The organism is Paenibacillus solanacearum, from assembly GCF_910593845.1.
In the GTDB taxonomy this organism is placed as follows: Bacteria; Bacillota; Bacilli; order Paenibacillales; family NBRC-103111; genus Paenibacillus_G; species Paenibacillus_G solanacearum.
Window position 1 is genome coordinate 24,720 of the sequence record NZ_CAJVAS010000008.1, and the last position, 22,582, is coordinate 47,301.

A 22,582-nucleotide genomic window follows, 5' to 3' on the forward strand; every position below is an offset into this window, starting at 1 on the left:
GTGGATGCGCTGCGTATTATAGGCGAGCTGCTGCATACGACGCTGGTGTTTTCGACCGCGCTTATATTTACCGCGATGGGCGGCATTTTCTCCGAACGGTCCGGCGTCGTCAATATCGGACTGGAAGGGCTTATGGTATCCGGCGCCTTCGCTTCGGCCGTAGGCACGCTGTATGCCGAGCAGGCGGGGATCACCGGCGGAGCGCCCTGGATCGGACTGCTCGCCGCGCTCGTATTCGGCATGCTGATCTCGGTCATCCACGCGGTCGCGTCGATTACGTTCAAGGCGGATCAAGTCGTGAGCGGCGTTGTTATTAACTTTTTGGCCGCAGGTCTTACGGTGTATCTTGTGAAAATCATGTTCGAAGGCTCCGGTCAGACGGAAACGCTGAACGCGGTGTTTCATAAGATCGCCATTCCCGGCCTGTCGTCCATTCCGCTGCTCGGCTACGCGATCTTTACCGCTTACCCGACGACTTATTTGGCGCTGCTGCTTGTTGCGGCGACAGGGTACATACTATACAAGACGCCGTTCGGTCTGCGCCTCCGATCCGTTGGAGAGCATCCGGGAGCGGCGGATACGCTCGGTGTCGGCGTCAAGCGCATGCGCTATACGGCCGTGCTGATCAGCGGCGCGCTCTCGGGTCTCGGCGGCGCGACGATTACGCTGACGACGACCAGCAATTTTTCGCACAATACGATTTCCGGTCAAGGGTTTATATCGCTCGCCGCGATGATTTTCGGCAAATGGAACCCGGCGGGCGCCCTTGGAGCCGCCGTATTTTTCGGCTTTGCCCAGTCGCTCAAAAATTTCGTGCAGCTGTTCGACTTGGCCAAACGAATTCCGATGGAATTTTTGTACATGCTGCCGTATATACTTACGATTCTGGTGCTGGCGGGAGCCGTAGGCCGGGCGTCCGCGCCGGCCGCCCTCGGCGAGCCGTACGACCCGGGAAAGCGTTAACCGAGAGGACTTGGCGAATAAGCGTCAAGTCTTTTTTCGTCTGCGCGAGGCGTTCCTCGACCGTTCCGCGACAGCGAACCCGCACCGTTTCCGCATCGAATAAAGCCGTTAGGCCATGGGAAATGTATTGTTGTATTGATCGTTTCCAATCAAGAATGGGAGGCCGTTTCATTGTATATTTTGTATACGCATAACGATTTGGACGGTGTGGGCTGCGGCATTGTCGCCCGATGCGCATTCGGGGAAAAGGCAGAGATCCGCTATCACTCGGTCAGCGGGCTTAATCAGCAAGTCGAGCGGTTTCTGGAGCGAGGGAAAAAGAAAAACTACCTGTTCATTACCGACTTATCCGTGAACGAAGCCAACGAGCGGGGGATCGACGAATTCGTCAAATCGGGCGGGAAAGTCAGGCTGATCGATCATCATAAATCGGCGCTTCATCTAAATGAATACAGCTGGGGTCATGTGCAGGTAGCCTACGACAACGGAAAGCTGGCTTCCGCTACGTCCCTGTTTTACGAATATCTTGTCCAAAACGGACTGCTGAAGCCGTCGCAAGGCTTGGAGCAATTCGTCGAGCTTGTCCGGCTGTACGATACTTGGGAATGGGAACGCGAGGGCGAGCTTCAGGCGAAACGGCTGAACGATTTATTTTACATGGTATCGATCGAAGAGTTTGAAGAAAAAATGGCCGAACGCCTCGAAAGGGGAGGGGCGTTTTCGTTCGATGAATTTGAAGAAAAAATATTGGACATGGAAGAGGAAAAGATCGAACGGTATGTGCGCAGAAAAAAGCGGGAGCTCGTGCAAGCCCGCATTCATAATCGTTACGTAGGCATCGTTCATGCGGAGTCGTATCACTCGGAGCTTGGCCATGAGCTCGGCAAGGATAATCCGCATCTCGATTACATCGCCATCTTGAATATGGGCGGCAAAAAAATCAGCTTTCGGACGGTTCACGATCAGATCGACGTCTCTGACATCGCCGGCCGGTACGGCGGCGGCGGGCACGCAAAGGCCGCAGGATGCCCCATGACGGAAGAAGCGTACCGGCTTTACGCTGCCGGAGCGTTTGCGCTCGAGCCGATGCGCGCGGATGCGGCGAACAATAAATTCAATTTGAAGCATTCCGAGTACGGATCGTTGTATGAGAACCGGAGAGAGCAAAGCTTGTTCATTTTCAGCGTGGACAGCGGTTGGGCGGTCGATGTCGACGGCACCGAACTGGAGGAGAGCTTTTCGACGTTTGAGGAGGCGGAATGGGTCGCCAAAAGGGACTATGCCGCATGGCTGGCCCGGGACGAAGCCTATATCGGCTATTTGATGGAGCAGATGTCGAACCGAAGAGCAAGATCCTTGATGCTTGTGTAGAGGGAACGAGCTCAAAAATAACGTTGACGCATATAATGCTGCCCGCGTAAGGGAGCATAGGTCGAGCAAGCAACCGATCGATCGGAAACCTGAAGAAGCTGCCGGGCGCAGCTTCTTTTTTTGCGAGGGTTCAAGAAATGATCGGCAGCATCGCGAACGTATTTTTATGGAATGGGCTTCAAGCTGCTTTTTTAGGGATTGACTCTCACGTTACGTTATACTTTAAAGTAAACGTTGAAGGGAGGCAGGCGCATTGAAAGTAAAGGAAGTTGCCGATTTGGTCGGAATCAGTGTGCGCACACTGCATCATTATGATGAGATCGGGCTGTTGGTCCCGGCCGAAACGACCGAGTCGGGGTACCGGCTGTATTCGGAAGACAATTTGGCCATGCTGCAGCAAATTTTATTTTTCAGAGAGCTTGGCTTTCCTTTAAAACAAATCAAAGACATGATCGAAAGTCCGTCCTTCGACCGCGAGGAGGCGCTGGCGCTCCATCGCAAAATGCTGCTTGCCAAGCGGGAGCAGCTGGACCGGATGATTGAGACGATCGACAAAACGATGAGGCACGCGAAAGGAGAAATTGAAATGACGAATAAAGAGAAGTTTGCCGGGTTTGATTTCAGCCATAATCCGTTTGAGCAAGAAGCGCGGGAACGGTGGGGGAACCGGGCGGTAGACGAAGCGAATGCCAAGGTTGGCCGGATGTCCAAGGAGGAACAGCATGCGCTGGGCGATCGGATGAATGCAATATACCGTAACCTTGCATCGCTACGCCATTTGCCGCCGGATTCCGTGGAAGCCCAGGCAGGGATTCAGGCATGGTACGAATTCCTGCAAACCATGGGCCACTATACGCTGGAAGCGTTTAAAGGGCTCGGCCAAATGTACGTCGACGATGAGCGCTTCACGCGGAACATCGACAAGTTCGGCGAAGGCTTGGCTGCGTTCATGCGCGACGCCATGGCGATTTACGCCGATCGCGGCAAATCGCAATAAACAAATGAAGCCAGCAGTTGCAGGCAAAGTCCATTTCGGGCTTTGTCTGTTTTTCTGCATACGGATGCGGGGCGGCTCCGCGTGCGCAAAAGGATCGCACAAAGGCATCCCGTGTGGTATGATGGCAGGAACAATGAGCGGCGGTCCGTCAGGCGCGGCCATGGAGGTTGACTATGAGCGAGCAGTACAGCATCGAGGAACGATGTCCGACAGTGGAGGAATACAGGTCGATTTGCGCGTCGGTCGGTTGGGAAGGCGTCATCAATTTCGAAGCGGCGGCCGGCTCGCTAGCGCGCTCGCTGTATGGCGTCGTGGCCCTGCATAACGGAGAAGCGGTCGGCATGGGCCGGATCGTCGGCGACGGGTATATTTATTTTTACTTTCAGGATATTGCGGTAAAGCGGGAGCATCAGGGAAACGGAATCGGCAGGCAGCTGTTGAACCGGATGATGCGGTATATGCAGGAGCATGCGCCGGATCAGGCGTTCGCCGGTATTTTTGCTTCTTCCGAAGGGATGCGGTTGTATGAGCGGTGCGGGTTTCGGCGGGAGCCGGGTCTGACCGGCATGTTTCGCGTGATGACGGCGGCGCGGAACCTGGAGGAAGGGCGATGAGCGATGCCGCTCCAAGAGCCGGATGTTTCACACGGTGCTCGGCTGCAAATCAAATGACGAAGAAAGCGAGTGGATAGGATGAGAGTCGGAGCGATTGTGCTTGATCTGGACGGGACGCTGCTGAATGGTTCCAAGGAGGTAAGCCCGCGCAATCTCGAAGCGGTGCTGCAATGCGTCCGGCAGGGCATACCGGTGATCGTCGCTACGGCGCGGCCCCCGAGATCGGTGGCGGATATGCTGCCGGAGCCGCTGCAGCAGCTCGACGCGATGATTTATTACAATGGCGCGCTTGTTATTTCCAGTAAGCACGGTACGAGAAGCCACTATCCGATCGAGGCCGGGCTCCTTGCCGAATTCATCGACGATTTAACAAGTACGGACGGCGATCCGTTCATTTCGGTAGAAATCGAAGACCGGTGGTACAGCATGAGAGAGCTCGATTACAATAAGCTGATGCATATCACAACCGGACCGCAGACGCTTCGACTGGAAGATATTCGTACCATGTCCGTGTCCAAGCTGCTCGTTTCGAATATCGACGAGCCGCGGGTCCGCAGGCTGACCGAACAGTTCGGCAGTCGGGCGAATATCGTCGTGACCGATGCCGGGCAGCTCATACAAATCATGGGCAAGGACGTGTCGAAAGAATCGGCGGTGGCGCGTCTGTGCGCAGAGTGGGGCATTCCGCTGCAGGAGGTTATGACATTCGGCGACGATTACAATGACATTGGATTGTTCCGGTCATGCGGCTATCCGGTGGCGATGGGCAATGCGATCGACGAGCTGAAGCGGATGGCGTATACGGTTACGGAGACGAATGACCAGGACGGAGTCGCCGCCGTGCTGGAGCGGGTGCTCGCCGCCCGTGCGGCCCGCTGACGCCTTGCGGGGTGACGAGCCGCCTGCCGGACCGCTCCGAAAGCCTGGTTACCGCCGAGCTGCCATTCGGTTGCGTATATCGGCGGCCACTTCGGCAGGCCGATCGATTTGAAAGATGACGTATCTATATTTATCGTGTCCGTCCAATTCCATGTTGATGAGATGATCCCTTTTCTCGTAGGACAGGAAATACCAGTCATTCGCATATTTGAAGCTGCCCTCGTAAATGTGAAGCGGCGCGATCGAGGTGCCGGGCATGCGAAGCATCCACAGCGGCGCGTCGAAACCGTCGACAAACACATTTTTAATATGCCGGTAATCGATGGATACTTTCCACTTGAGAGCGAACAACCCGGTGAACCCGGTGAGATGCAAAATAAGATGCGTATCCGTGAACTGAACATGCCTTCCCATCATCATCGCTCCTTGTGCCAGTTTGTTCTAAACTATACCATAAGTATGGACAAATCTCGAACCGCCAAGTCGTACATCGCCTGTTTCCGGCCGCTCCAGGAGCGCGCATCGCCGGCAGTCAGGGCGGTGTTTTTTGTGCTTGTTCAGCAGCGGCAACGGTTCATCGCACAGAGGTACTAGATGAATATAGTACTCAACAAACCTCGTCTTCGGGCTTACAATAGGGGGCAAAGCGATCATCGTGCGGATGGACGAGAGGAGAGTCTGTGTATGCTGGACCGGGAGGAACGGATAAATAAATTGAGGGAATACGAGCGAGACTGTTATTCCATTTGCTACTATGTGCTGCAGTGCGAGGAAAGTGCCTGCGAAGCAGCGAAACATGCGCTCTGCCAGCTGTATCAGTCCGAACGCTTCTTCGCAGAGGACCCCGTTGCGGTACAACAGGCATTGCGGAACGCATCGATCGCGTGCGCGCTTCAGCTGGGAGTTCACGTCATCTCTTTTTCGTCCCATGGGAAGGAATGGTAGCGGTGCAGGACGAATACATACCATTGAGGTTCCCTAAATCTTGGTTCGAACGGAGGAGTATGGATGAATGCGCTGACGGAGGAAGAAGTACAATCGGGATATCGATTGCTGTTTGACGGAAAGACACTGCAGGGCTGGGCGGCGACCAAGCACCCCGAAGGATGGATCGTGCAGGAGGGGCATCTGGTATGCAAGGGCGAGAGCAACGGCTATTTGCACACGCCGGATACGTTTGAGAATTTTACTCTCCAGGTGGAATACCGGACGGCGCCCAAAACGAACAGCGGCATTTTTTTCAGATGGTCCGATCTTAAGGATCCGGTGAACACGGGCTTAGAGATGCAAATATTGGACACGTATCACGAGGAGAAGACGAACAAGCACAGCTCCGGCGCATTGTACGATCTGGTCGCTCCGTCCTCGAATGCAGTCAAGCCGGCTGGGGAATGGAATCAGGCGATCATCACGTGCGACCGCAATAGGATACAGCTTCAGCTCAACGGCACGGTCGTCGTTGAGACCGATATCGACCAATGGGCGGTTGCCGGTAAAAATCCCGACGGGTCAGACAACAAATTCAAGTATGCCTGGCGCGACCGGCCGAGATCGGGACATATCGGACTGCAGGACCATGGAGGCTATGCGGAGTTCCGCAATATCAAGCTGCTTCAACTTTCTCATGAATAACATTTCAACTGCCATGCTTATCGTTTGAGCTGCGTTCACACCCAAGTGCCATGGATTAAACTTTTTTATTTAAGCTCACTGTTTTTGCCGGTGAGCTTTTTTTATGAGAAAAACTTGATGTGATTTCTGAAAAACCTCTTATTTGTACTCACACTGCAAGGTAGCTGCATCAGAAAGTAATAAAAACTAGCTCATTCATTGGCTGGCGTACGCAGCGGATTCCGGCATATACTTCTACAGAGAAGTTACATGAGAGCCGGACGGTGATGGCCATGGCAGCAAATACCGAAGGGTTGACGGGGCGGATCGTGACCGTGGATTCACCGGAATATGCGGAGGCGAGCCGCAGCTTCAACGCCCGCTTTCAGAAGCGGCCGCTTGTGATCGTGTACTGCCAGGTTACCGAAGATGTGGCCCATGCGATCCGATGGGCGCAGCGGCAGCGCGTCCCTTTCCGCATACGGTGCGGCGGACATAGCTATGAGGCGTACTCTGTCGTTGACGGGGGGCTTGTCGTTGATATTAGCGAGCTGCGGCAGCTTGCGGTCAACGTGCAAGCCGGAACGGCAAAGATCGGTGCGGGGTACCGGCTGCTGCCGCTGTACGAGGCATTGTCGAAATACGGCGTCGCGATTCCCGGTGGCACCTGCCCGACGGTCGGCGTGTCCGGGCTGACGTTGGGCGGCGGCTATGGACTGCTGTCGAGGCACTACGGCATGACGTGCGACAGCGTTATCGAGCTGGAGATGGTGAACGCCCGCGGCATCGTCATCCGGGCGAACGAACGGCAGCATCGCGAATTGTTCTGGGCGTGCAGAGGAGCCGGAGACGGCAGCTTCGGGATCATCACCTCGTTCACCTTCCGCGTGCAGCCGATCCGCGACGTAGCCTATTATTCGATGAAGTGGGACTTTGCCGACATGCCGCGCGTCGTTCGCGCTTGGCAGCAATGGGCGCCGCTGGCCGATTCGCGGCTGACGGCGCTGCTGAATGTATCCGCCCCGAAGCAGGGCGGCGTCTTATCCGTCGGCGTATGGATCGGCAGCGAGCAGGGACTCCGGGCTCAGCTCGGTCCGATGCTGACGCAAGTACCGCCCCAGTCACTGAACGTGCGGGCTGCGACTTGGCTGGACACGGCCCGTCATTTTGCGGGACAGCCGGTCGCACAGCAGGTGTTTAAAAATTCGTCGGCTTACGTGTACGAGCCGTTGTCCGATGCCGCGATCGATACGTTACAGCGTCTATTGACGCAAGCGCCGGAAGGGTCGGACAATATGGTGTCGATGGACGCTTACGGCGGAGCGATCGGCCGTGTACCGTCCGATGCGACGGCCTTCGTTCACCGGCAAGCGCGGTTTGTCATGCAGTATCAAGCATATTGGTACCGGCCGGAGGACGCTTCGAATAACACTCGTTGGGTTGAGCGGCTTCGTCAGGCCATGCTTCCGTATACGCGAGGGGCTTACAGGGATTATTGCGATGCGATGATTCCGGATTGGCAAGCGGCGTATTTCGGGCGTAATGCGGAAAGACTGAGGCGCGTGAAGCGGCTGTATGACCCGGAAAACTGGTTTCACTACGAACAGAGCATTCCGGAAATGTAGCTGAGCTGCAGCGGGGACATAAAGCTTCATCCATGCGTGCATATAAAGTGACTGCGAGCAAGCTGCCGGACCTCCCCGGCAGCTTGCTTCGTTATGGTCAACTATGTATTCGAGACACGAGGGAGGTCAGCAAACCTATTGTTGCCAAAAGTGAGTGATGACAAGTATAATAATCAAACCTGTAACATACTTGTTACATGATTGTTTATTTTTCAATCATGGAATCAAGGAGGAGACGGGTGTGATGATAGCGAAAAAACGGTTTTTATCGATAGCGCTCTGTTTGCTGATGATCGCTCTCATGCTTACCATGACCGTACCGGTCGCAGGATCGGCGGCGGAAACTGAAGGAGAATGGATTATGCCTGATACGCTGGTTTACCGTTTCGGGAGCTCCCTTACGGAACGGACCGTATCTTTGGTCGGGGACCCGAAGGAGACGCCTGAGGTGACGGCGAAGCCGACCGGGGTCAAGATTGATTCGACGCTTGAGGCCGCTTCGCGTACGTTTGAATTCGATGTGCCGCAGACGGGCACCTACGCAGTGAAGCTAGGCGGCATGACCGCTACGGACGGCGGTACGGCAGACGTCAGCATCGATGGCGTGGTGCAGGGGCGGTACAGCTTCTACAGCATGAACGGCCAGTATCCGCGGCCCGATCTTTCCGTAGCACAGCTTGAGCTTACGGCAGGCCGGCATACCGTTACATTGACGGTAACGGACAAAGGCAACGTCATCGGCGGCGGTACCGGGACGGCGATGTATCCGGCCCGGCTTGTTCTGACCGATCTTGATGCGGTGACGAACAGCAAGACGCGGCGCACGTACTATACGGAGGCGAAGCTCGCTGCGGCAAGGCACAACGTGCAGCAGTACGATTGGGCCGCCGCCCTTCGGGACGGCGTCGTGAACAAAGCGAATACATATGCGTCGCTGGGATGGGAAGCAATCTGGAATCTCGTGCCGACGCAGGCCATTCCGCGCAGCTACAACACGAACCAGCTAACAGGGAACTTCAGCCCGGTATCCGGCGATCTGAAGCCATACGGCAACTATCCGTGGAAAGCGGACCCGCAGCGCGAGCCGTGGAAAATCGTCGACCCGGCCAGCGGCTACAAGTTCCCGACGAACGACTTCGCAGCCTATTACCGGAGCGGGCTGGACCGGCACGGCAGCTTTGACCCGAAACGGGCGGACAAAAGCCTGCTCGTCAATACGCTTTATCCGGAAAAAGGCCCGGATTGGGGCGTAGATGACGGCTACGGATGGGTCGACCCGGCGACGAACATGCGGTATACCTTTGTAGCGTATTACGCTCATTGGTTCGCGTGGTACGGCGGTACGGCGATGATCAATGACGCGCTGAACAGCTTGCAAAGCGCCTATATCTACACGGGAGACGATAAGTATGCGCGAGCGGGCGCGGTGCTGCTCTCCCGCATCGCCGACGTATACCCGTCGATGGATACGGCGGAGTTCAGCAGCGCCGTCTACGTGAACTCCCATGGCGGCACCGGCGACGGCAAAGTGGTCGGCTCGATCTGGGAAACGTCGCTTGTGAAGACGTTCATCGGCGCGTACGACGCGTTTTTCTCCGCTTATGACGATCCGGAGGTAATTGCGTTCCTCGAGGCGAAGGGGGAGCAGTACGATTTGCCGTTCAAGCAAAGTGCGGCGCACCTTCGCCGCAGCATAGAGGACGGCATTCTGCGCCAGGTGCAGCCGGGTATGCTGTGGGATCAAATACGCGGCAATAACGGTTTCCACCAAAGCGCGGTAGCGATGGCCGCCGTCGTGCACGACACGCTGCCGGAGACGAAGCAGTGGCTGGATTTTGTGTTCCGGCCGGGGACGTTCGTGAACAAAGTCCCGCGCCAGGTGACCGGCGGCAACGTCTTGTTCAGCATGGTGAACGACGTCGACCGCGACGGTCACGGCAATGAAGCGGGGCCGGGCTATAACCGGCTGTGGATCGGCAATTATTTGACGGTAGCCGACGTGCTGGACGGCTACGACCGCTATGCGGCGGCCGACTTGTATGAGAACGTCAAGTTCCGCAAAATGTTCCAGGCGATGTACCCGCTCATCATGCTGGGAAAATATACGCCGTCGATCGGAGACAGCGGCACGACCGGGCAGCCGGGCATTATGGTCGACAAAGCGCAATCGATCAAAGCGTTCGAGCGTTTCGGCGATCCCGTCTACGCGCAGCTTGCGTATATGCTGAACGGGAATAAGACGGACGGCATGCATTCGGATATTTATACGGCCGATCCGAATAAGGTCGCGCGCGATATTGAAGCCGTCATCCGGCAGCATGGTCCGCTCGACCTGGCCAGCGTCCAGTTGACCGGCTATGGCTTTGCCGGCTTGCGGGACGGCCGGGTGACCGGGCAAACCGACACGAGGCGCGGGCTATGGATGTATTACGGCCGCAGCGGCGGACACGGGCACCGGGATGCGCTCAATATTGGCCTGTACGGCTTCGGGCTGGATTTGGCGCCGGATCTCGGTTATCCGGAGCAGGCGAACGCCACTGACGTGAACCGGTTCGAATGGGTGCAAAATACGATCAGCCATAACACGGTCGTCGTCGACAAGCAAAAGCAGCTCGCCCAGTGGGACGGTACGCCGAAGCATTACGACGACAGCCCGATGGTGAAATGGATCGACGTCGAAGCGCCGGAGGCTTATGCCCAAACGAGCCTTTATCGACGGACGACAGCGATGATCCAAGCGGACGACGCTAACTCGTACGCAGTCGATTTTTTCCGTGTGAAGGGAGGCCGTGACCATCATTTCAGCTTCCATGCCGCGGAAGGACCGGTCACGACCGAAGGCTTGAGCTTCACTGCACAGCCGGGCGGTTCGTATGCGGGGCCTGACATCGAATACGGCAAGCGGCCGGCGAGCGATAGCGTCACCGGATCCGGGTATAACGGCTCAGGGTTCCATTGGCTGAAAAATGTCCAGCGTGACAGTGCGCCTTCTGAGCGGTTCAGCGTCGATTATGACGTAACCGACACCTGGCACGTGCTGCCGAAGGAAGAGAACATCCATATGCGCCTGACGATGCTGGGGCAAGTGGATGAGGTGGCGCTGGCGGACGGCGTCCCGCCGCAAAACAAACCGGGCAATCCGGCCAGCGTGAAGTACGTCGTCGCTCACCGCAGCGGCTCCGACTTGAGCAGCGCGTTCACATCCGTCCTCGAGCCGTACAAGGACGCGCGGTATATTACTGCCATCGACAAGGCTTCCGTCATGCCGGAAGGGACCGTCACGTCCAGCGTTTACGATGTGCAGGCAGTGAAAGTGCAGCTTGCAAGCGGCCGCACCGATTATGTGATCAGTTCGCTGCATCCTGACGAGACGTTTATCGTCGATGGGAAGATTCGTTTTCAAGGCGCATTCGGCGTATACTCGGAAAAAGACGGTCAGCCCGTGTTTACGTATGTGAACGACGGCGCATCGATCGGCAAAACCGACGGCACGTATACAAACGTAGGCGTAAGCCGTCTGCAAGGGACGATCGTCGACTTCACGAAGGAGCTGTCGAACGTCAACAAGCTCACCGTACAGCTCGATATGCAAGGCGTTGACCCCGCAAGCTTGGTCGGATCTTCGATTTATGCGGACAATGACGGAAAACGGAATGCGGTCTATACGATTCGCGGCGTACGTCCGCTTGGCGGCGGTTTATACGAATTCGACCTCGGCGACATAACGCTCATACGCGCCTATGCGGATGCGGCCGATTTGTCCAAAGGCTTCGTCTACGATGTTGCGGTGGGCAGCGCGTTTACGATTCCGCTCAGCCGAACGGCATTGTATTTGTCCGACGTGCGCATCGTGGCGACGAAGACGGAGCTTGCCAAAAACGAAACCGTCGATCTGCAGGTGAAGGCTCTTCTGGCCGACGGCCGTCAGGTCGATTTGCGAGGGGATCATTTCAAATGGGAGAGCGACCGGCCGAATATTGCCGGCGTGAACGGCCAAAATCGCTTGAAAGCGCACAATACCGGGACGGCCACGATTTCAACGACGGTGGAGAGCGGCGGCGTGAAACGAACCGGATCGATCCGCATAACGGTAAAATAACGACGGTAACATTAGAATCCGACCGGATTTGAATGCCAAGAAGGAACGGCCATCTGAACTCATCCCCTCGTCCGTGTTTCTGGACATGGAGCAGCCTCCGGGGGTGAAGTTCCGCTGCGCGGTTCCTTTTTTCTTGTTCGATGCCGGGCCTCGATTCTTGCCGGCTCGTTTCAATAGATTTGAAGGAATCGCCTCAGCTTTGGCGAATAGTGACATCATATGGTTATTCGTACGGGAGGAGAGGAACAGATGGAACAACTTCGCAACTGGGCAGGCAATTACCAATATAGCGCCTCGGAGCTTCACGTTCCGGCAACGGTAGAGCAGGTAAGTGAGCTGGTCGCTCGCAGCAGCCGGATCAAGGTGCTTGGCACGCGCCACTCGTTTAATGGAATCGCCGACTGTGCAGGCAGTCTGCTATCGCTTCAGAAGCTGAACCGGGTGATTGCATTGGATCGCTCGCGCCATCAGGTAACGTTCGAAGCCGGGGTCCGGTATGGGGAGCTGTGCGGGTATCTGCATGGCAACGGGTATGCGCTGCACAATTTGGCGTCGCTGCCCCACATTACCGTGGCGGGAGCTTGCGCAACTGCAACACACGGTTCGGGTGACCGGAACGGCAATCTGGCAACCGCGGTTCATGCGATGGAGATCGTGAAGGCAGACGGGGAAACGGTCGTCTTCTCGCGCGATCATTCGGATGGGCTCATGGATGGAGCGGCCGTTGCCCTCGGGGGGCTGGGCGTCGTCACCCAAATGACGTTAAACGTAGTCCCGCAATTTGAAATGAACCAGTACGTATACGAAAACCTGCCATTGGAACAGCTAAAGCATCATTTGGACGACATATTTTCCAGCAGCTACAGCGTCAGCCTGTTTACCGACTGGAAGGGGCCTGCGTTCAATCAAGTATGGCTCAAGCGGACGTCAGCGGATGAGCATCGCGTTCCTTTGGATTCCGTATTTTTCGGTGCGACGCGGGCGACGGAGCGGCTTCACCCGGTGCCTGGAATGACTTCCGAGCATTGCAGCGAACAGCTCGGCGTTCCCGGACCTTGGTACGACCGGCTGCCTCATTTTCGCATGGATTTCACACCGAGCGCCGGAGATGAGCTGCAAAGCGAATATTTCGTAGCCCGTGAAGATGCGTACGACGCTTTATGCGCCCTCGAGCGGTTGAAGGACCGCATCGCCCCGCTCCTCCATGTGTCAGAAGTTCGCACGATTGCGGCGGATCAGCTGTGGATGAGCCCCTGCTACAAGCAGGACTCGGTTGCGATCCATTTTACATGGAAAGCGGATGGGGACGGAGTCCGTCAACTGCTGCCGATCATGGAGGAGCAGCTTGCGCCGTTCCGCGTGCGTCCGCACTGGGGCAAATGGTTCGCCATGTCCCCCGCACAACTGCAATCGCGCTATGAGAAGCTGCCGGATTTTCAACGGCTAGCCCTTGCATGCGACCCCCACGGCAAATTTCGCAATGACTTTCTGAACAGCTACATCTTGGGTGAAGTATGAATTGAAATGACAACCTGTCCGATGATGGAGGACCGTATGAACGACAAGATCGCGACGCTGCTGCGAAACCATAGGATGGAAAATATTAGTTTGTTGAAAATGATCGAAGCTTACGGTCCGGCGATTTCTTGCAGCGTCGTGGAACGGGGGGCGGAATGGGGCATGCTGCTGGCGCTGCCCACGAAACAATCCGCCTTCGATCTTGCCAAGTATCCAGGCACCGCATCGGTTATTTTCCTCTCCGGCTCGCATGCGCCGATCTTGAACGAGCTTCTGGATCAAGTCCCCCAAGACAAACCGCTTGTCTTCAAGGTTCAGCATCCGCTCTACAAAGCTTTAGTGGAAAGCAAGTTTCAAGTCAGCTCCGTCCGTTCGTTTATCTCTTATTCGTGTGCGGAACCGCTGACGGCTGCGGATGATGCAGAGGTGAGGGAAGAAGCGGCGGTTCACGATGAGCTGCTTCTGTTGTGGCGTCAGAACGGATATAGCGAGCAGGAGCTGCGCCGCATGTTCGCAGGCGGAGCGCGCTCCTTTACGTTGTATCGCGGCAGCATTCCGGTCAGCACCTGCATCGTCTTTTGCAATGATGATCCCGTATGGGAAGTCGGCGGCGTATTTATGTGCGAGGAACATCGAGGGAACGGATACGCGAAAAAGGTCGTCAGCCGAGCGATCAACAGCTTATTGCGGCGTAATCTTATACCGCGATATCAAGTCGTACACGATAATGCGGCATCGATCCATGTGGCCGAATCGCTCGGTTTGAAGAAAGCGGTCGTGTTGGAGCATTTGTTATATGCCCCTAACCATCAAGCAGGCCACCGGCAATAACGCGCGGCGGCCTGTTGTGTTGGATGGAATGATATCTAAGCCTGTGAATGGGAAACGGTGCGGATCGTACCGAAATTCCGGATGTATGTCAGTGAGCGGAATTGGCTTGAGCCCGCTGTTCGTCCAGCGCATTTTTCAGGCGAGCGACGACATCCGAATATTCGGCTTTCCCGATAAGGTTGTTAAATTCTTGAGGGTCTTCCGCAATATGATACAGTTCCCCCGGTTCGTCATCGTACATATTCAGCTTCCATGTATCGGTACGAATCATGAAGCGGTTCTCCATCTGGGCAATGACTTCTGTGCGCCAATGATCGGGAGCAGCCTCGCTCTCTAACAGCGGCTTTAAGGAACGGCCGTGAAGATGTTCGGGAATGTCCAGTCCGGCCATATCGCATAAAGTCGGGAACAGATCCACATGGGCGGCAAGCTCATGGCGAACCCCCGGCTTCAATCGGGGATGCGAGAACATTAGCGGGACATGAACCGATGACTCGCGCATGACGAACTTGAAGTACATTCCGTGTTCCCCGAGCTGCTCCCCATGGTCCGATGTGAACACGATCAATGTATCCTCCGTCATATTTTGCCGGTCAATCGCATCGACGACCATGCCGACAAATTGGTCCACCATCTCGACCAATCCATAATAACCGGCAAGCATCTGGCGTTTCTCCGCGTCCGTTAAGCGGCTCCACTCTTTCTGCCGATTCGTAATGAACGGGTGAGGAGGGGTTGCCGTTTCCGGCAGCTCGTCCGGCAGATTGAACTTGGAGGGGTCGAATTGATCGAAAAACGGCTTCGGCGGATAAAAAGGCGGATGCGGCTCGGGAAAGCCGACCCACAACTGGAACGTTTCTCCGTTGTCCGCTGCTTCCTCGATAAACTGTACGGCGCGTTCCGCAACCAGAAAGCCTTTATGCTGCTCCTTCGTTCTTGTACTCGGTCCTGCGGTTAGCCGCAATACGGCTTTTGAGTTCTCCCATGCGACAGCGCTCTTATCCTGCTCGGACAAAATGTCGTTCAAGTTCTGGGGACGCACCGTGTCGAAGCCGTGATCGAAGCCGCCTTTTTCCGGGACCGCAGTAATGTGGGCACTGCGATAGCCTGCAGTGTGAAGCTTATGAGCGATGGTCTCCAGTGGCTTGGCCGGCTTCGTTTCATTATCCGTCACTCCGTGGGCGAATGGATACACGCCGGAGATCAAGCTGTGCCTTGCCGGGGAACAGATCGGGGCAGAGGTGAAAGCGCTTGTAAATTGAACGCTTCGTTCGGCCAGCCGATTGAGATTCGGCGTTTGCACATAAGGGTTTCCATTGCATTGCAATGCATCGTAACGAAGCTGATCGCAGATGATGACGACAATATTCATGCGTTCCTCCCATATGTATGAATGAATTGCGCAAGCCTAAGGAAATATTAGGGATCTCCAGCTTTCTTCCATTATACGCGTCGTGGTTGTGAAAATATAGAAGGAAATGCGGCGGGTAGAGCATACCCATGACAAAAAAACGCCCTCTGTCACCTAAGAGAGCGTTTCTATTCATGTATGAATGCGTGCGTTATTTATATTATTTGATAAACACCCCGCCAAACGGGATGACCTCCCTGAGCACCCGTCGAATCAGGCTGTCGCTCTGCATGTGTTCGTCCAATGCCCTGTCGGGTTTGGAAGGCTGCAGCAGCACCTGCCCGGTACCGGTAAGCTCCCATTGGTAATTCATATATTGGCTCGCCAATGCGTTGCCGTATACGCAAGGCTTCAAAGTAATATGCTGAGGATAGGCAACAAGACAGTTGATATCGACATAAAGCGGTTTCTCCGGATCTAGCTCTATCGGAACCAGCGCTCCGGTCGTCATTAGCCCCAATGTGCCCGGTCCCTGGAACCGCATCTTCACAAAATCGCGGGTCATCAGCGTATTTCGCACGGTTTGCACCTGCGTTCGGAAGGTCATTCCTTCCGTATAAAACAGTACATGGCGAAATTCAAACAGCAAATCTTCGTCGGGCCGGATGGTCAGCGTCGTCATGGAATAGCCGGCAGGCAATCCAAGCATAAGCCGGGCGGGACCGGAAATCTTTGATTGTATCATTCTTTTTTTTCGGTACATGCCGACCAGCTTCATCAATGAATCCTCGCGCTGATAGGACGATCCTTGGAAAGCCACGATTTGATTCGGATGAAGAATATGCACCGCCTCATCGGGGGCAACGGTCAATGTCGCCAATTCCATCTTCTGTGCAGCTTGCTCAAACGAAATATCCATAGGCTCTCACCACCATCTTGCCGCTGCTTTATATATTCAGGACCGCAGATTCTCTCTAGCCCTGCGCCACACCATCCAACGGATGAAGCGTCCTGTCACGAAATAACCGACTACCAGCAACGCTGCCGTGACGGCAAGCATAGTCAGCTTGCGCGTCCGCGCTTCCTTGTCCCGCGCTTGCTGTTCCATAGCCTGCAAACGCTGCTGGAGCTCGTCCTTTTGCGCCTGCAGCTGTTGATTTTGCGCGACGAGCTTCTCTTCCGTTTCTTTGGACTGCCGGATCGATTCGCTCAGCTTCTCATTTTGGAGTTCCAGCTGCAGCTTGGCAGCGTCATACTTCTTTTGAATCTCGTCCATTTGCTCGGGCAGCTGGTAAATGTTTTTGACCCGGTCGACGAAGCCGGCTTCGGCGGTGGACACGGATTGCAGCAGCAGCAGAAAAGCACAGAGCGTCACTACAGCGGCTCTTGCTGTTTTGGACATCAACCGACCGGCACTTCCCCGTAGGTTCTCACGGCTGTTCACGTTTCCTCGCCTCCCCCAATTCGACATTCTTCTCTATATTCTACTCTATCTGCGTTTGGAAGCCAAATAGAAATGACGCAAGCGCACGGACATAGCCAGGGAAGAGGGGAATATGTTTGAGGACCTGATCGAGCTGTATTGCACGCAAAAACGTTTGACGAAAGTCAATACATTACTATATCATACAGGTACGATACAAGTTATACGTTTGTTACTCAGATAGCCATGACAGCAAGGATGGTAGCGGGGAGAACCCGGCTTTGGAACCGGAAAGGTCGCGTAAGCATCATGCGCTGCGAGTTCATTCCTCATTAAGCATAGGTATGATACATATATCATTTAAAGGAGGGCGTACATTGGATCTGAATCGTCTCGTAATTCACCCTATTGCCGAAGGTGGGACCGCAATGGACGGAACACAGATGGCGGATTGGCTGTCGAGGCAGGTGATGGGCCGATGAAACGTTGGGGAATTGCCGTTATCGGCTGCGGAGCCGTCAGTGAATTTCATTTGAACGCGATTCGCGAACTGGATAACGCCGAGCTGACCGGCGTCGCCAGCCGCAGCGAGGATCGGGCGCGCCAGACCGGGGAACGGGAACGCTGTGCTTGGACAACCGACTATTCGGAGCTGCTGCGGCATCCTGGAACGGATCTCGTTTGTTTGACCACGGGCAGCGGGTCCCACTACACCATCGGGCTAGATGTTCTGAATGCGGGAAAGCATCTTTGGGTGGAAAAGCCGCTCGCCATGACGGCCGAGCAAGCCGATCGCATGATTCTTCTTGCCAAAGAGAAGGGCGTCACCCTCTCCGTCGTATCCCAGCGGCGGTTTGAAGCACAGCACAGGCTTGTAAAACGGGTTGTTTCCGAGGGGAAAATCGGCAAACTGATGCTGGTGGAAGTATCCTGTCCATACTTCCGCACCCAAGCGTATTACGATTCGTCGGCATGGCGCGGGACTATTGCCGAGGACGGGGGCGCGCTGATGAATCAGGGCATCCATTCGATCGATTTGATGCTGTGGCTGGGCGGGCCGGTTCAATCCGTTTACGGCAAGACAGAGACAATGTGCCACGATATGGAGGCCGAGGATATAGGACTTGCGCTGCTTCGGTTTCGCAGCGGCGCGTTCGGCACGATCATGTCCTCAACCGGCATTCGTCCGGGCTTTGCGCCTTCGCTTCATTTGTATGGAGACAAGGGCACGATTAAATTGGAAGGAACCGCGATCACGCATTGGACCGTTCCAGGTATGGAACTGCCGGAATTGATCGATACCGCGACCAGCGGGGGCGGGGTTGCGGATCCCCGGAACATCTCGATGCAGTATCACAAGCTGCAGCTCATGGAATTGCTGGCGGCTCTATCGGAAGGAAGAGAGCCTGCGGTAACCGGTGCAGATGGCAAAAGGGCCGTGCAGCTGATCGAAGCGATATACCGTTCGTCGCGCGCGGGCAGCGAAATCCAATGGGAGGAGTAGCTGCTATGGGAAGAGACATTTGCCTGGGTACGGCGAAGGTGGACATTACCCCCGCGGATCCGTTGGAGCTGGCCGGTTTTGCGTCCCGGACAGGAAGCTTTGAAGGGATCAGCAGAAGGCTCTATGCACGGATATGGTTTTTTGAGCAGCATGGGGACAGCGGTGTGCGCAGGGCGCTGATCGTTCAAGCGGATCTCATCTGGTGGGGACCCGAAATCGTCCGGAGCTTGAAACAAAACTTGTTGGAGCGGTGGGGATTCGACCCTGCATCGGTCATCTTGCATGCGTCCCATACCCACTCGGGGCCGCAGACGACCGGCATGTTTACCTCGTCTCTCGGAAAGCCGGATTCGGCGTATTTGAAGCAGCTGGAATGGCTTGTGTTAGACGGGGTGTCGGAAGCGCAGTCCAATTTGGAATCGGTGCAAGTGCACAGGGGTGTCGGGGATTGCCGCATCGGCGTGAACCGCCGCAAGCGGGTGGAGGAGACGATCAAGATGGCTCCGCATCCCGATGGACCTATGGATACGGAAGTAACCGTGTTCCGATTTCAGACCGGCGCCGGAGCGGCCAAGGGCGTGCTTTTCCATTATACGTGTCACCCTACCGTGACGGCGGACAACTTCATTTCATCCGAATTTCCGGGTGTGGCGATGGAACAGGTGGAGGAGGCTTTGGCCGGCGGAGCGATCGCATCCTACATGCAGGGCTGCTGCGGCGACATCAGACCTGCACTGGTTCGCGATGATGCATTTTACAGAGGCACCGATGAGGACGTGGAGCGGTTGGGCGGCGCGCTCTCGGAAGAAGTGCTTCGCGTGCTAGGCAGGCCGATGAAGCCGCTTGCTCCAACCGAGCTGGCATGGCGGAGCGATATTGTGCGCCTGCCGCTGCAGCCGATGCCGGAACGGGAGGAGCTGGAGACGCTCAAGGACGAGGAAGGGATTGTGGGACAGTGGAGCGCGCTGCTGCTTGATGAACCGTTCCGGTTATGCGACTTCGTACCGTTGGAACTGTCCGTGCTCCATATCGCAGACGGGCTGTCGTTCCTTGCCCTGGATGGCGAAGTGGTGATGGAATACGGGGATTTTGTGAAAAAGCGGTCCGGCGGTCGTATCTTGCCGCTTGCCTACAGCAACGGCATGGTCGGTTACATCCCTACTGCCCTGCAGGTTTCGGAAGGCGGTTATGAGGCGAAAGAATCGGTACGATACTTCGGTTTGCCTGCTCCGTTCGACGATTCGCTGGAAAAGCTGATTTGCGACGGATTGCTGCGATTGATCGGAACGGATGATCCCAGAGCGTTCATGTACAACGGAGACTAGGCCATGCTCATGTAATGAAAGGATTGCATTGAATGGGAGGGAGAGACGTGCTGATCAAGCGGGTGCGAACATTCGCCAACATGACGTTTCAACGAAAGCTGCTGCTATATTGTTTATGCTTAAGCATTTTTCCGGTACTCACCATTGGACTGCTTTCCTCCTTCATCGCTGCGCGCAGTATGCAGAGCGTGGTGGATCAGAACCACCGGTATATGTTGAACCAGATGCAGGTACAGCTAGGCCAGTTAACGAAAAGCTTGGAGATCGCCTCGATTACGATCGCCACCAATCTTGCGGTGGAGAAATCGGTCCGGGAAGGACCGGGCATCGACAAGCTGGACACGTCGCTCGAAATGAATGAAACGATTCGGCGCATCCGCAGCACATCGTCGATACGGTACAACGTGTCGATCATTTACAAGCAGTTCAATCATTATATTTATTCAAGCGAGTACGGCTCAGATAAGATCGATCAGATGCGCCTTGTATCTATCCTTGAAAAAATGAAGCCGCTCATGAACGAATCGTTCGTCGTCCCAGCAAATACGTTTGACGATCAGCCGGATCTGCTGCTGTTCCGTCCGGTGCCGATCCATTCCGGTTATGGCGACGGCGTGCTTGTACTCCATGTCAGTCCGGATGATCTTCTCCGGTTCGTCGGTTCGACGGAACACGGGCGAGGAACCCGCGTGCTCGCCGCGGACGAGAAAGGGAGGATCGTCCTCAGTTCGAAGCGGGGAGAGATGGGCAGAACGCTGGACGAAGTGGTTCCTGCCTTCTCTAGGGAGGCTGACGATTTTATGCGGACGCTCGAAATCGGCGGGACGAGCTTCAAGGTACAGGCGCAGAAGTCTGCGCTGAACGGCTGGACGTACATCGCCTTGACGCCGATGTCGGAACTGACGGCCCAGTCCGACCGGATCCGGCTGAGCACATGGATTATTGCCGGCGTCCTGCTTCTCGGCTGGGCGATTATCGCCTCGGCTCTCTCGAGGCGAATGTATTTCCCGATTCGGCGCCTCGCCGATCGGCATATGCCGCACAGCCGAAACGAGAAGAGTCTCGGGGACGGATTGACTAGACTGGGTGCTTATCTCGAGCAGTTGGCCGATGCGAACCGTCAGCTGAACAATCGGTTAAGCGAGCAGTATCCGTATATGCGTCAGGGCATCTTCCAGCAGCTGCTGAATGGCGAAATGTCCGAGCGCGAGCTGCTGCTCGCTGCCGAATACGCCGGAATCCATCTGAAAGGCAGCTGCGTGTTCGTGCTCGTCGCCGAGGCGGACGACATGGCCGCCTTCCATCAGATGTATCGCGAGAAAGATCGCGCGCTCATTCATTACGCGCTGCCGAAGCTCATGGAGGAGACGTTCCACAACGTTCCGTTCTGCCTGGGTTTTACGCCCAAGACCGGCCGCGTCATTCTGCTGATCGGCATGGACGAGGCGGGAGAGGGAGCGAAAGCGCTGCTGCGCGAATACGCCGACGAGGTCCGGACGCATGTGCGGTCTTATTTTCGTTTCTCCGTCAGCGTGGCGATCGCCAGCCCCCTCTCCGGCTTCACCGAGATCGGCAATGGCTACGACGAGGCGGCGGCGCTCCTCGGCCACCGGTTCATTCTGGGCGGCGATATTACGATTGTCGCCGAGCAGGCTGATGAAGCGCTGCTGCGGCTGAACCGGCAAACGGTGGAGCGGCAGAAGCGGATCGTGCACCACGTACTGCACGGCAATCTGGTCGATTCGCGGAGGCTGCTTGCGGAAATTGCCGCCGAGCTGCCCCGGTCGCCGATTCGGCCGCAAACCGCCATGGGATTGTTCTCTTACATGCTGGGCGAGCTTGATTTCATGCTGCAGCAGACCGGCTGCGACATTCAGGAAGCGATGGGAATCGATTTTTACGGCAAGCTGCATGACCTTCGTACACTGCCCGAGCTGGAGCAGTGGCTCGCCGGCGAGCTATTCCCGGCCATAAAGGCGCATCTGGAACGGGAGGCGGTTTCCAAACAGGCGAAAACGATTAGCGAGGTGAAGCGGTACGTCCAGGAGCATATCGGCGAGGAGCTGTCGCTGCAGATGGCGGCCGACCGTTTCGGCATGTCCGTCTCCTATTTGAGCAAGCTGTTCAAGGACGAATCCGGACTCAATTTCAGCGAGTACGTGCTTGAGCTGCGCATGAACAAGGCGCGGGAATGGCTCGAACACACCGATCTGCCGATCAAGCAGATTGCCGAGAAGAGCGGTTATGCGAGCGTTCAAAATTTCAACCGGATGTTCAAGCAGCGGTACAACCTGCCCCCAGGCGAGTATCGGAGGGAGAAACGGCAGGCTTAGGGAGAACAGCGAGTTTATCCGTATTTGTCATTTTGATGATCCTTTTTTATGGTGTGCGATCCAAAGAAATGACAATTGCGCGGAAGTCTGGCCGTTTCCAATAATTACGTAATAAGGGGGCTTCCCTAGACGAAACAC

17 protein-coding genes are annotated in these 22,582 nt (G+C 55.8%); 13 read left to right on the forward strand and 4 right to left on the reverse strand.

The window, feature by feature from the left end; translation table 11 throughout:
* The 5 genes from KXG62_RS11235 (at position 1) to KXG62_RS11255 (ending at position 4,824) form a co-directional block, all read left to right on the forward strand.
* A complete protein-coding gene (locus KXG62_RS11235; protein ID WP_218092057.1) occupies positions 1 to 963 on the forward strand; it encodes an ABC transporter permease in 963 nt (320 codons plus the stop codon).
* A 171-nt stretch (positions 964 to 1,134) separates the two neighbouring features.
* Positions 1,135 to 2,334 (forward strand): DHH family phosphoesterase, encoded by a 1,200-nt coding sequence (locus KXG62_RS11240; protein WP_218092058.1) that lies wholly within the window; start codon positions 1,135 to 1,137, stop codon positions 2,332 to 2,334.
* A gap of 253 nt (positions 2,335 to 2,587) precedes the next feature.
* Positions 2,588 to 3,331, forward strand: a complete 744-nt coding sequence (locus tag KXG62_RS11245; RefSeq protein WP_218092059.1) for a MerR family transcriptional regulator — start codon at positions 2,588 to 2,590, stop codon at positions 3,329 to 3,331.
* A 173-nt stretch (positions 3,332 to 3,504) separates the two neighbouring features.
* Positions 3,505 to 3,945 (forward strand): GNAT family N-acetyltransferase, encoded by a 441-nt coding sequence (locus KXG62_RS11250; RefSeq protein WP_218092060.1) that lies wholly within the window; start codon positions 3,505 to 3,507, stop codon positions 3,943 to 3,945.
* Between the two features lie 78 nt (positions 3,946 to 4,023).
* Positions 4,024 to 4,824 (forward strand): HAD family hydrolase, encoded by an 801-nt coding sequence (locus tag KXG62_RS11255; protein ID WP_218092211.1) that lies wholly within the window; start codon positions 4,024 to 4,026, stop codon positions 4,822 to 4,824.
* A gap of 48 nt (positions 4,825 to 4,872) precedes the next feature.
* Here the strand turns inward: KXG62_RS11255 and KXG62_RS11260 are convergent, their stop codons facing one another.
* Positions 4,873 to 5,238 carry a hypothetical protein gene (locus KXG62_RS11260; protein ID WP_218092061.1) on the reverse strand — a complete coding sequence of 122 codons (366 nt, stop codon included), beginning with the start codon at positions 5,236 to 5,238 and terminating at the stop codon, positions 4,873 to 4,875.
* Between the two features lie 594 nt (positions 5,239 to 5,832).
* On the opposite strand from KXG62_RS11260, the gene KXG62_RS11265 reads away from it, so the two are divergent.
* The 5 genes from KXG62_RS11265 to KXG62_RS11285 all read left to right on the forward strand — a co-directional run bounded on the left by KXG62_RS11265 (position 5,833) and on the right by KXG62_RS11285 (position 14,508).
* Positions 5,833 to 6,456 (forward strand): 3-keto-disaccharide hydrolase, encoded by a 624-nt coding sequence (locus tag KXG62_RS11265; RefSeq protein ID WP_218092062.1) that lies wholly within the window; start codon positions 5,833 to 5,835, stop codon positions 6,454 to 6,456.
* Positions 6,457 to 6,728: 272 nt separating this feature from the next.
* Positions 6,729 to 8,060, forward strand: coding sequence for an FAD-binding oxidoreductase (locus KXG62_RS11270; RefSeq protein ID WP_218092063.1), 1,332 nt, complete (start codon positions 6,729 to 6,731; stop codon positions 8,058 to 8,060).
* Between the two features lie 244 nt (positions 8,061 to 8,304).
* Entirely contained in the window at positions 8,305 to 12,159 is a 3,855-nt protein-coding gene (locus tag KXG62_RS11275) for a heparinase II/III domain-containing protein (protein ID WP_246627403.1), read from the forward strand.
* 249 nt (positions 12,160 to 12,408) lie between these two features.
* Positions 12,409 to 13,677, forward strand: a complete 1,269-nt coding sequence (locus KXG62_RS11280; protein WP_218092065.1) for an FAD-binding protein — start codon at positions 12,409 to 12,411, stop codon at positions 13,675 to 13,677.
* 36 nt (positions 13,678 to 13,713) lie between these two features.
* A complete protein-coding gene (locus tag KXG62_RS11285; protein WP_218092066.1) occupies positions 13,714 to 14,508 on the forward strand; it encodes a GNAT family N-acetyltransferase in 795 nt (264 codons plus the stop codon).
* A gap of 88 nt (positions 14,509 to 14,596) precedes the next feature.
* Here KXG62_RS11285 and KXG62_RS11290 read toward each other — a convergent pair whose 3' ends face one another.
* From KXG62_RS11290 to KXG62_RS11300, 3 genes are all read right to left on the reverse strand, one after another.
* Positions 14,597 to 15,880 carry a sulfatase family protein gene (locus tag KXG62_RS11290; protein WP_218092067.1) on the reverse strand — a complete coding sequence of 428 codons (1,284 nt, stop codon included), beginning with the start codon at positions 15,878 to 15,880 and terminating at the stop codon, positions 14,597 to 14,599.
* Between the two features lie 199 nt (positions 15,881 to 16,079).
* Positions 16,080 to 16,778, reverse strand: coding sequence for an AIM24 family protein (locus tag KXG62_RS11295; protein WP_218092068.1), 699 nt, complete (start codon positions 16,776 to 16,778; stop codon positions 16,080 to 16,082).
* A gap of 36 nt (positions 16,779 to 16,814) precedes the next feature.
* Positions 16,815 to 17,261, reverse strand: a complete 447-nt coding sequence (locus tag KXG62_RS11300) for a hypothetical protein (RefSeq protein WP_218092069.1) — start codon at positions 17,259 to 17,261, stop codon at positions 16,815 to 16,817.
* Between the two features lie 499 nt (positions 17,262 to 17,760).
* On the opposite strand from KXG62_RS11300, the gene KXG62_RS11305 reads away from it, so the two are divergent.
* From KXG62_RS11305 to KXG62_RS11315, 3 genes are read left to right on the forward strand one after another with little or no spacing between them, the layout of a single operon-like run.
* Positions 17,761 to 18,786: a Gfo/Idh/MocA family protein gene (locus KXG62_RS11305; protein WP_218092070.1), complete on the forward strand. Its 1,026-nt coding sequence runs from the start codon at positions 17,761 to 17,763 to the stop codon at positions 18,784 to 18,786.
* Positions 18,787 to 18,791: 5 nt separating this feature from the next.
* Positions 18,792 to 20,111 (forward strand): neutral/alkaline non-lysosomal ceramidase N-terminal domain-containing protein, encoded by a 1,320-nt coding sequence (locus KXG62_RS11310; protein WP_218092071.1) that lies wholly within the window; start codon positions 18,792 to 18,794, stop codon positions 20,109 to 20,111.
* A gap of 47 nt (positions 20,112 to 20,158) precedes the next feature.
* A complete protein-coding gene (locus KXG62_RS11315) occupies positions 20,159 to 22,444 on the forward strand; it encodes a helix-turn-helix domain-containing protein (RefSeq protein ID WP_218092072.1) in 2,286 nt (761 codons plus the stop codon).
* Positions 22,445 to 22,582: the final 138 nt, after the last annotated feature.

Bases quoted from the DNA above. Each gene is read 5' to 3' on its own strand.
- KXG62_RS11270 (WP_218092063.1), top strand. From the start codon at position 6,729: ATGGCAGCAAATACCGAAGGGTTGACGGGGCGGATCGTGACCGTGGAT.
- KXG62_RS11305 (WP_218092070.1), top strand. From the start codon at position 17,761: ATGAAACGTTGGGGAATTGCCGTTATCGGCTGCGGAGCCGTCAGTGAA.
- KXG62_RS11280 (WP_218092065.1), top strand. From the start codon at position 12,409: ATGGAACAACTTCGCAACTGGGCAGGCAATTACCAATATAGCGCCTCG.
- KXG62_RS11275 (WP_246627403.1), top strand. From the start codon at position 8,305: ATGATAGCGAAAAAACGGTTTTTATCGATAGCGCTCTGTTTGCTGATG.
- KXG62_RS11310 (WP_218092071.1), top strand. From the start codon at position 18,792: ATGGGAAGAGACATTTGCCTGGGTACGGCGAAGGTGGACATTACCCCC.
- KXG62_RS11290 (WP_218092067.1), bottom strand. From the start codon at position 15,880: ATGAATATTGTCGTCATCATCTGCGATCAGCTTCGTTACGATGCATTG.
- KXG62_RS11300 (WP_218092069.1), bottom strand. From the start codon at position 17,261: ATGTCCAAAACAGCAAGAGCCGCTGTAGTGACGCTCTGTGCTTTTCTG.
- KXG62_RS11255 (WP_218092211.1), top strand. From the start codon at position 4,024: ATGAGAGTCGGAGCGATTGTGCTTGATCTGGACGGGACGCTGCTGAAT.
- KXG62_RS11285 (WP_218092066.1), top strand. From the start codon at position 13,714: ATGAACGACAAGATCGCGACGCTGCTGCGAAACCATAGGATGGAAAAT.
- KXG62_RS11250 (WP_218092060.1), top strand. From the start codon at position 3,505: ATGAGCGAGCAGTACAGCATCGAGGAACGATGTCCGACAGTGGAGGAA.
- KXG62_RS11260 (WP_218092061.1), bottom strand. From the start codon at position 5,238: ATGGGAAGGCATGTTCAGTTCACGGATACGCATCTTATTTTGCATCTC.
- KXG62_RS11295 (WP_218092068.1), bottom strand. From the start codon at position 16,778: ATGGATATTTCGTTTGAGCAAGCTGCACAGAAGATGGAATTGGCGACA.
- KXG62_RS11265 (WP_218092062.1), top strand. From the start codon at position 5,833: ATGAATGCGCTGACGGAGGAAGAAGTACAATCGGGATATCGATTGCTG.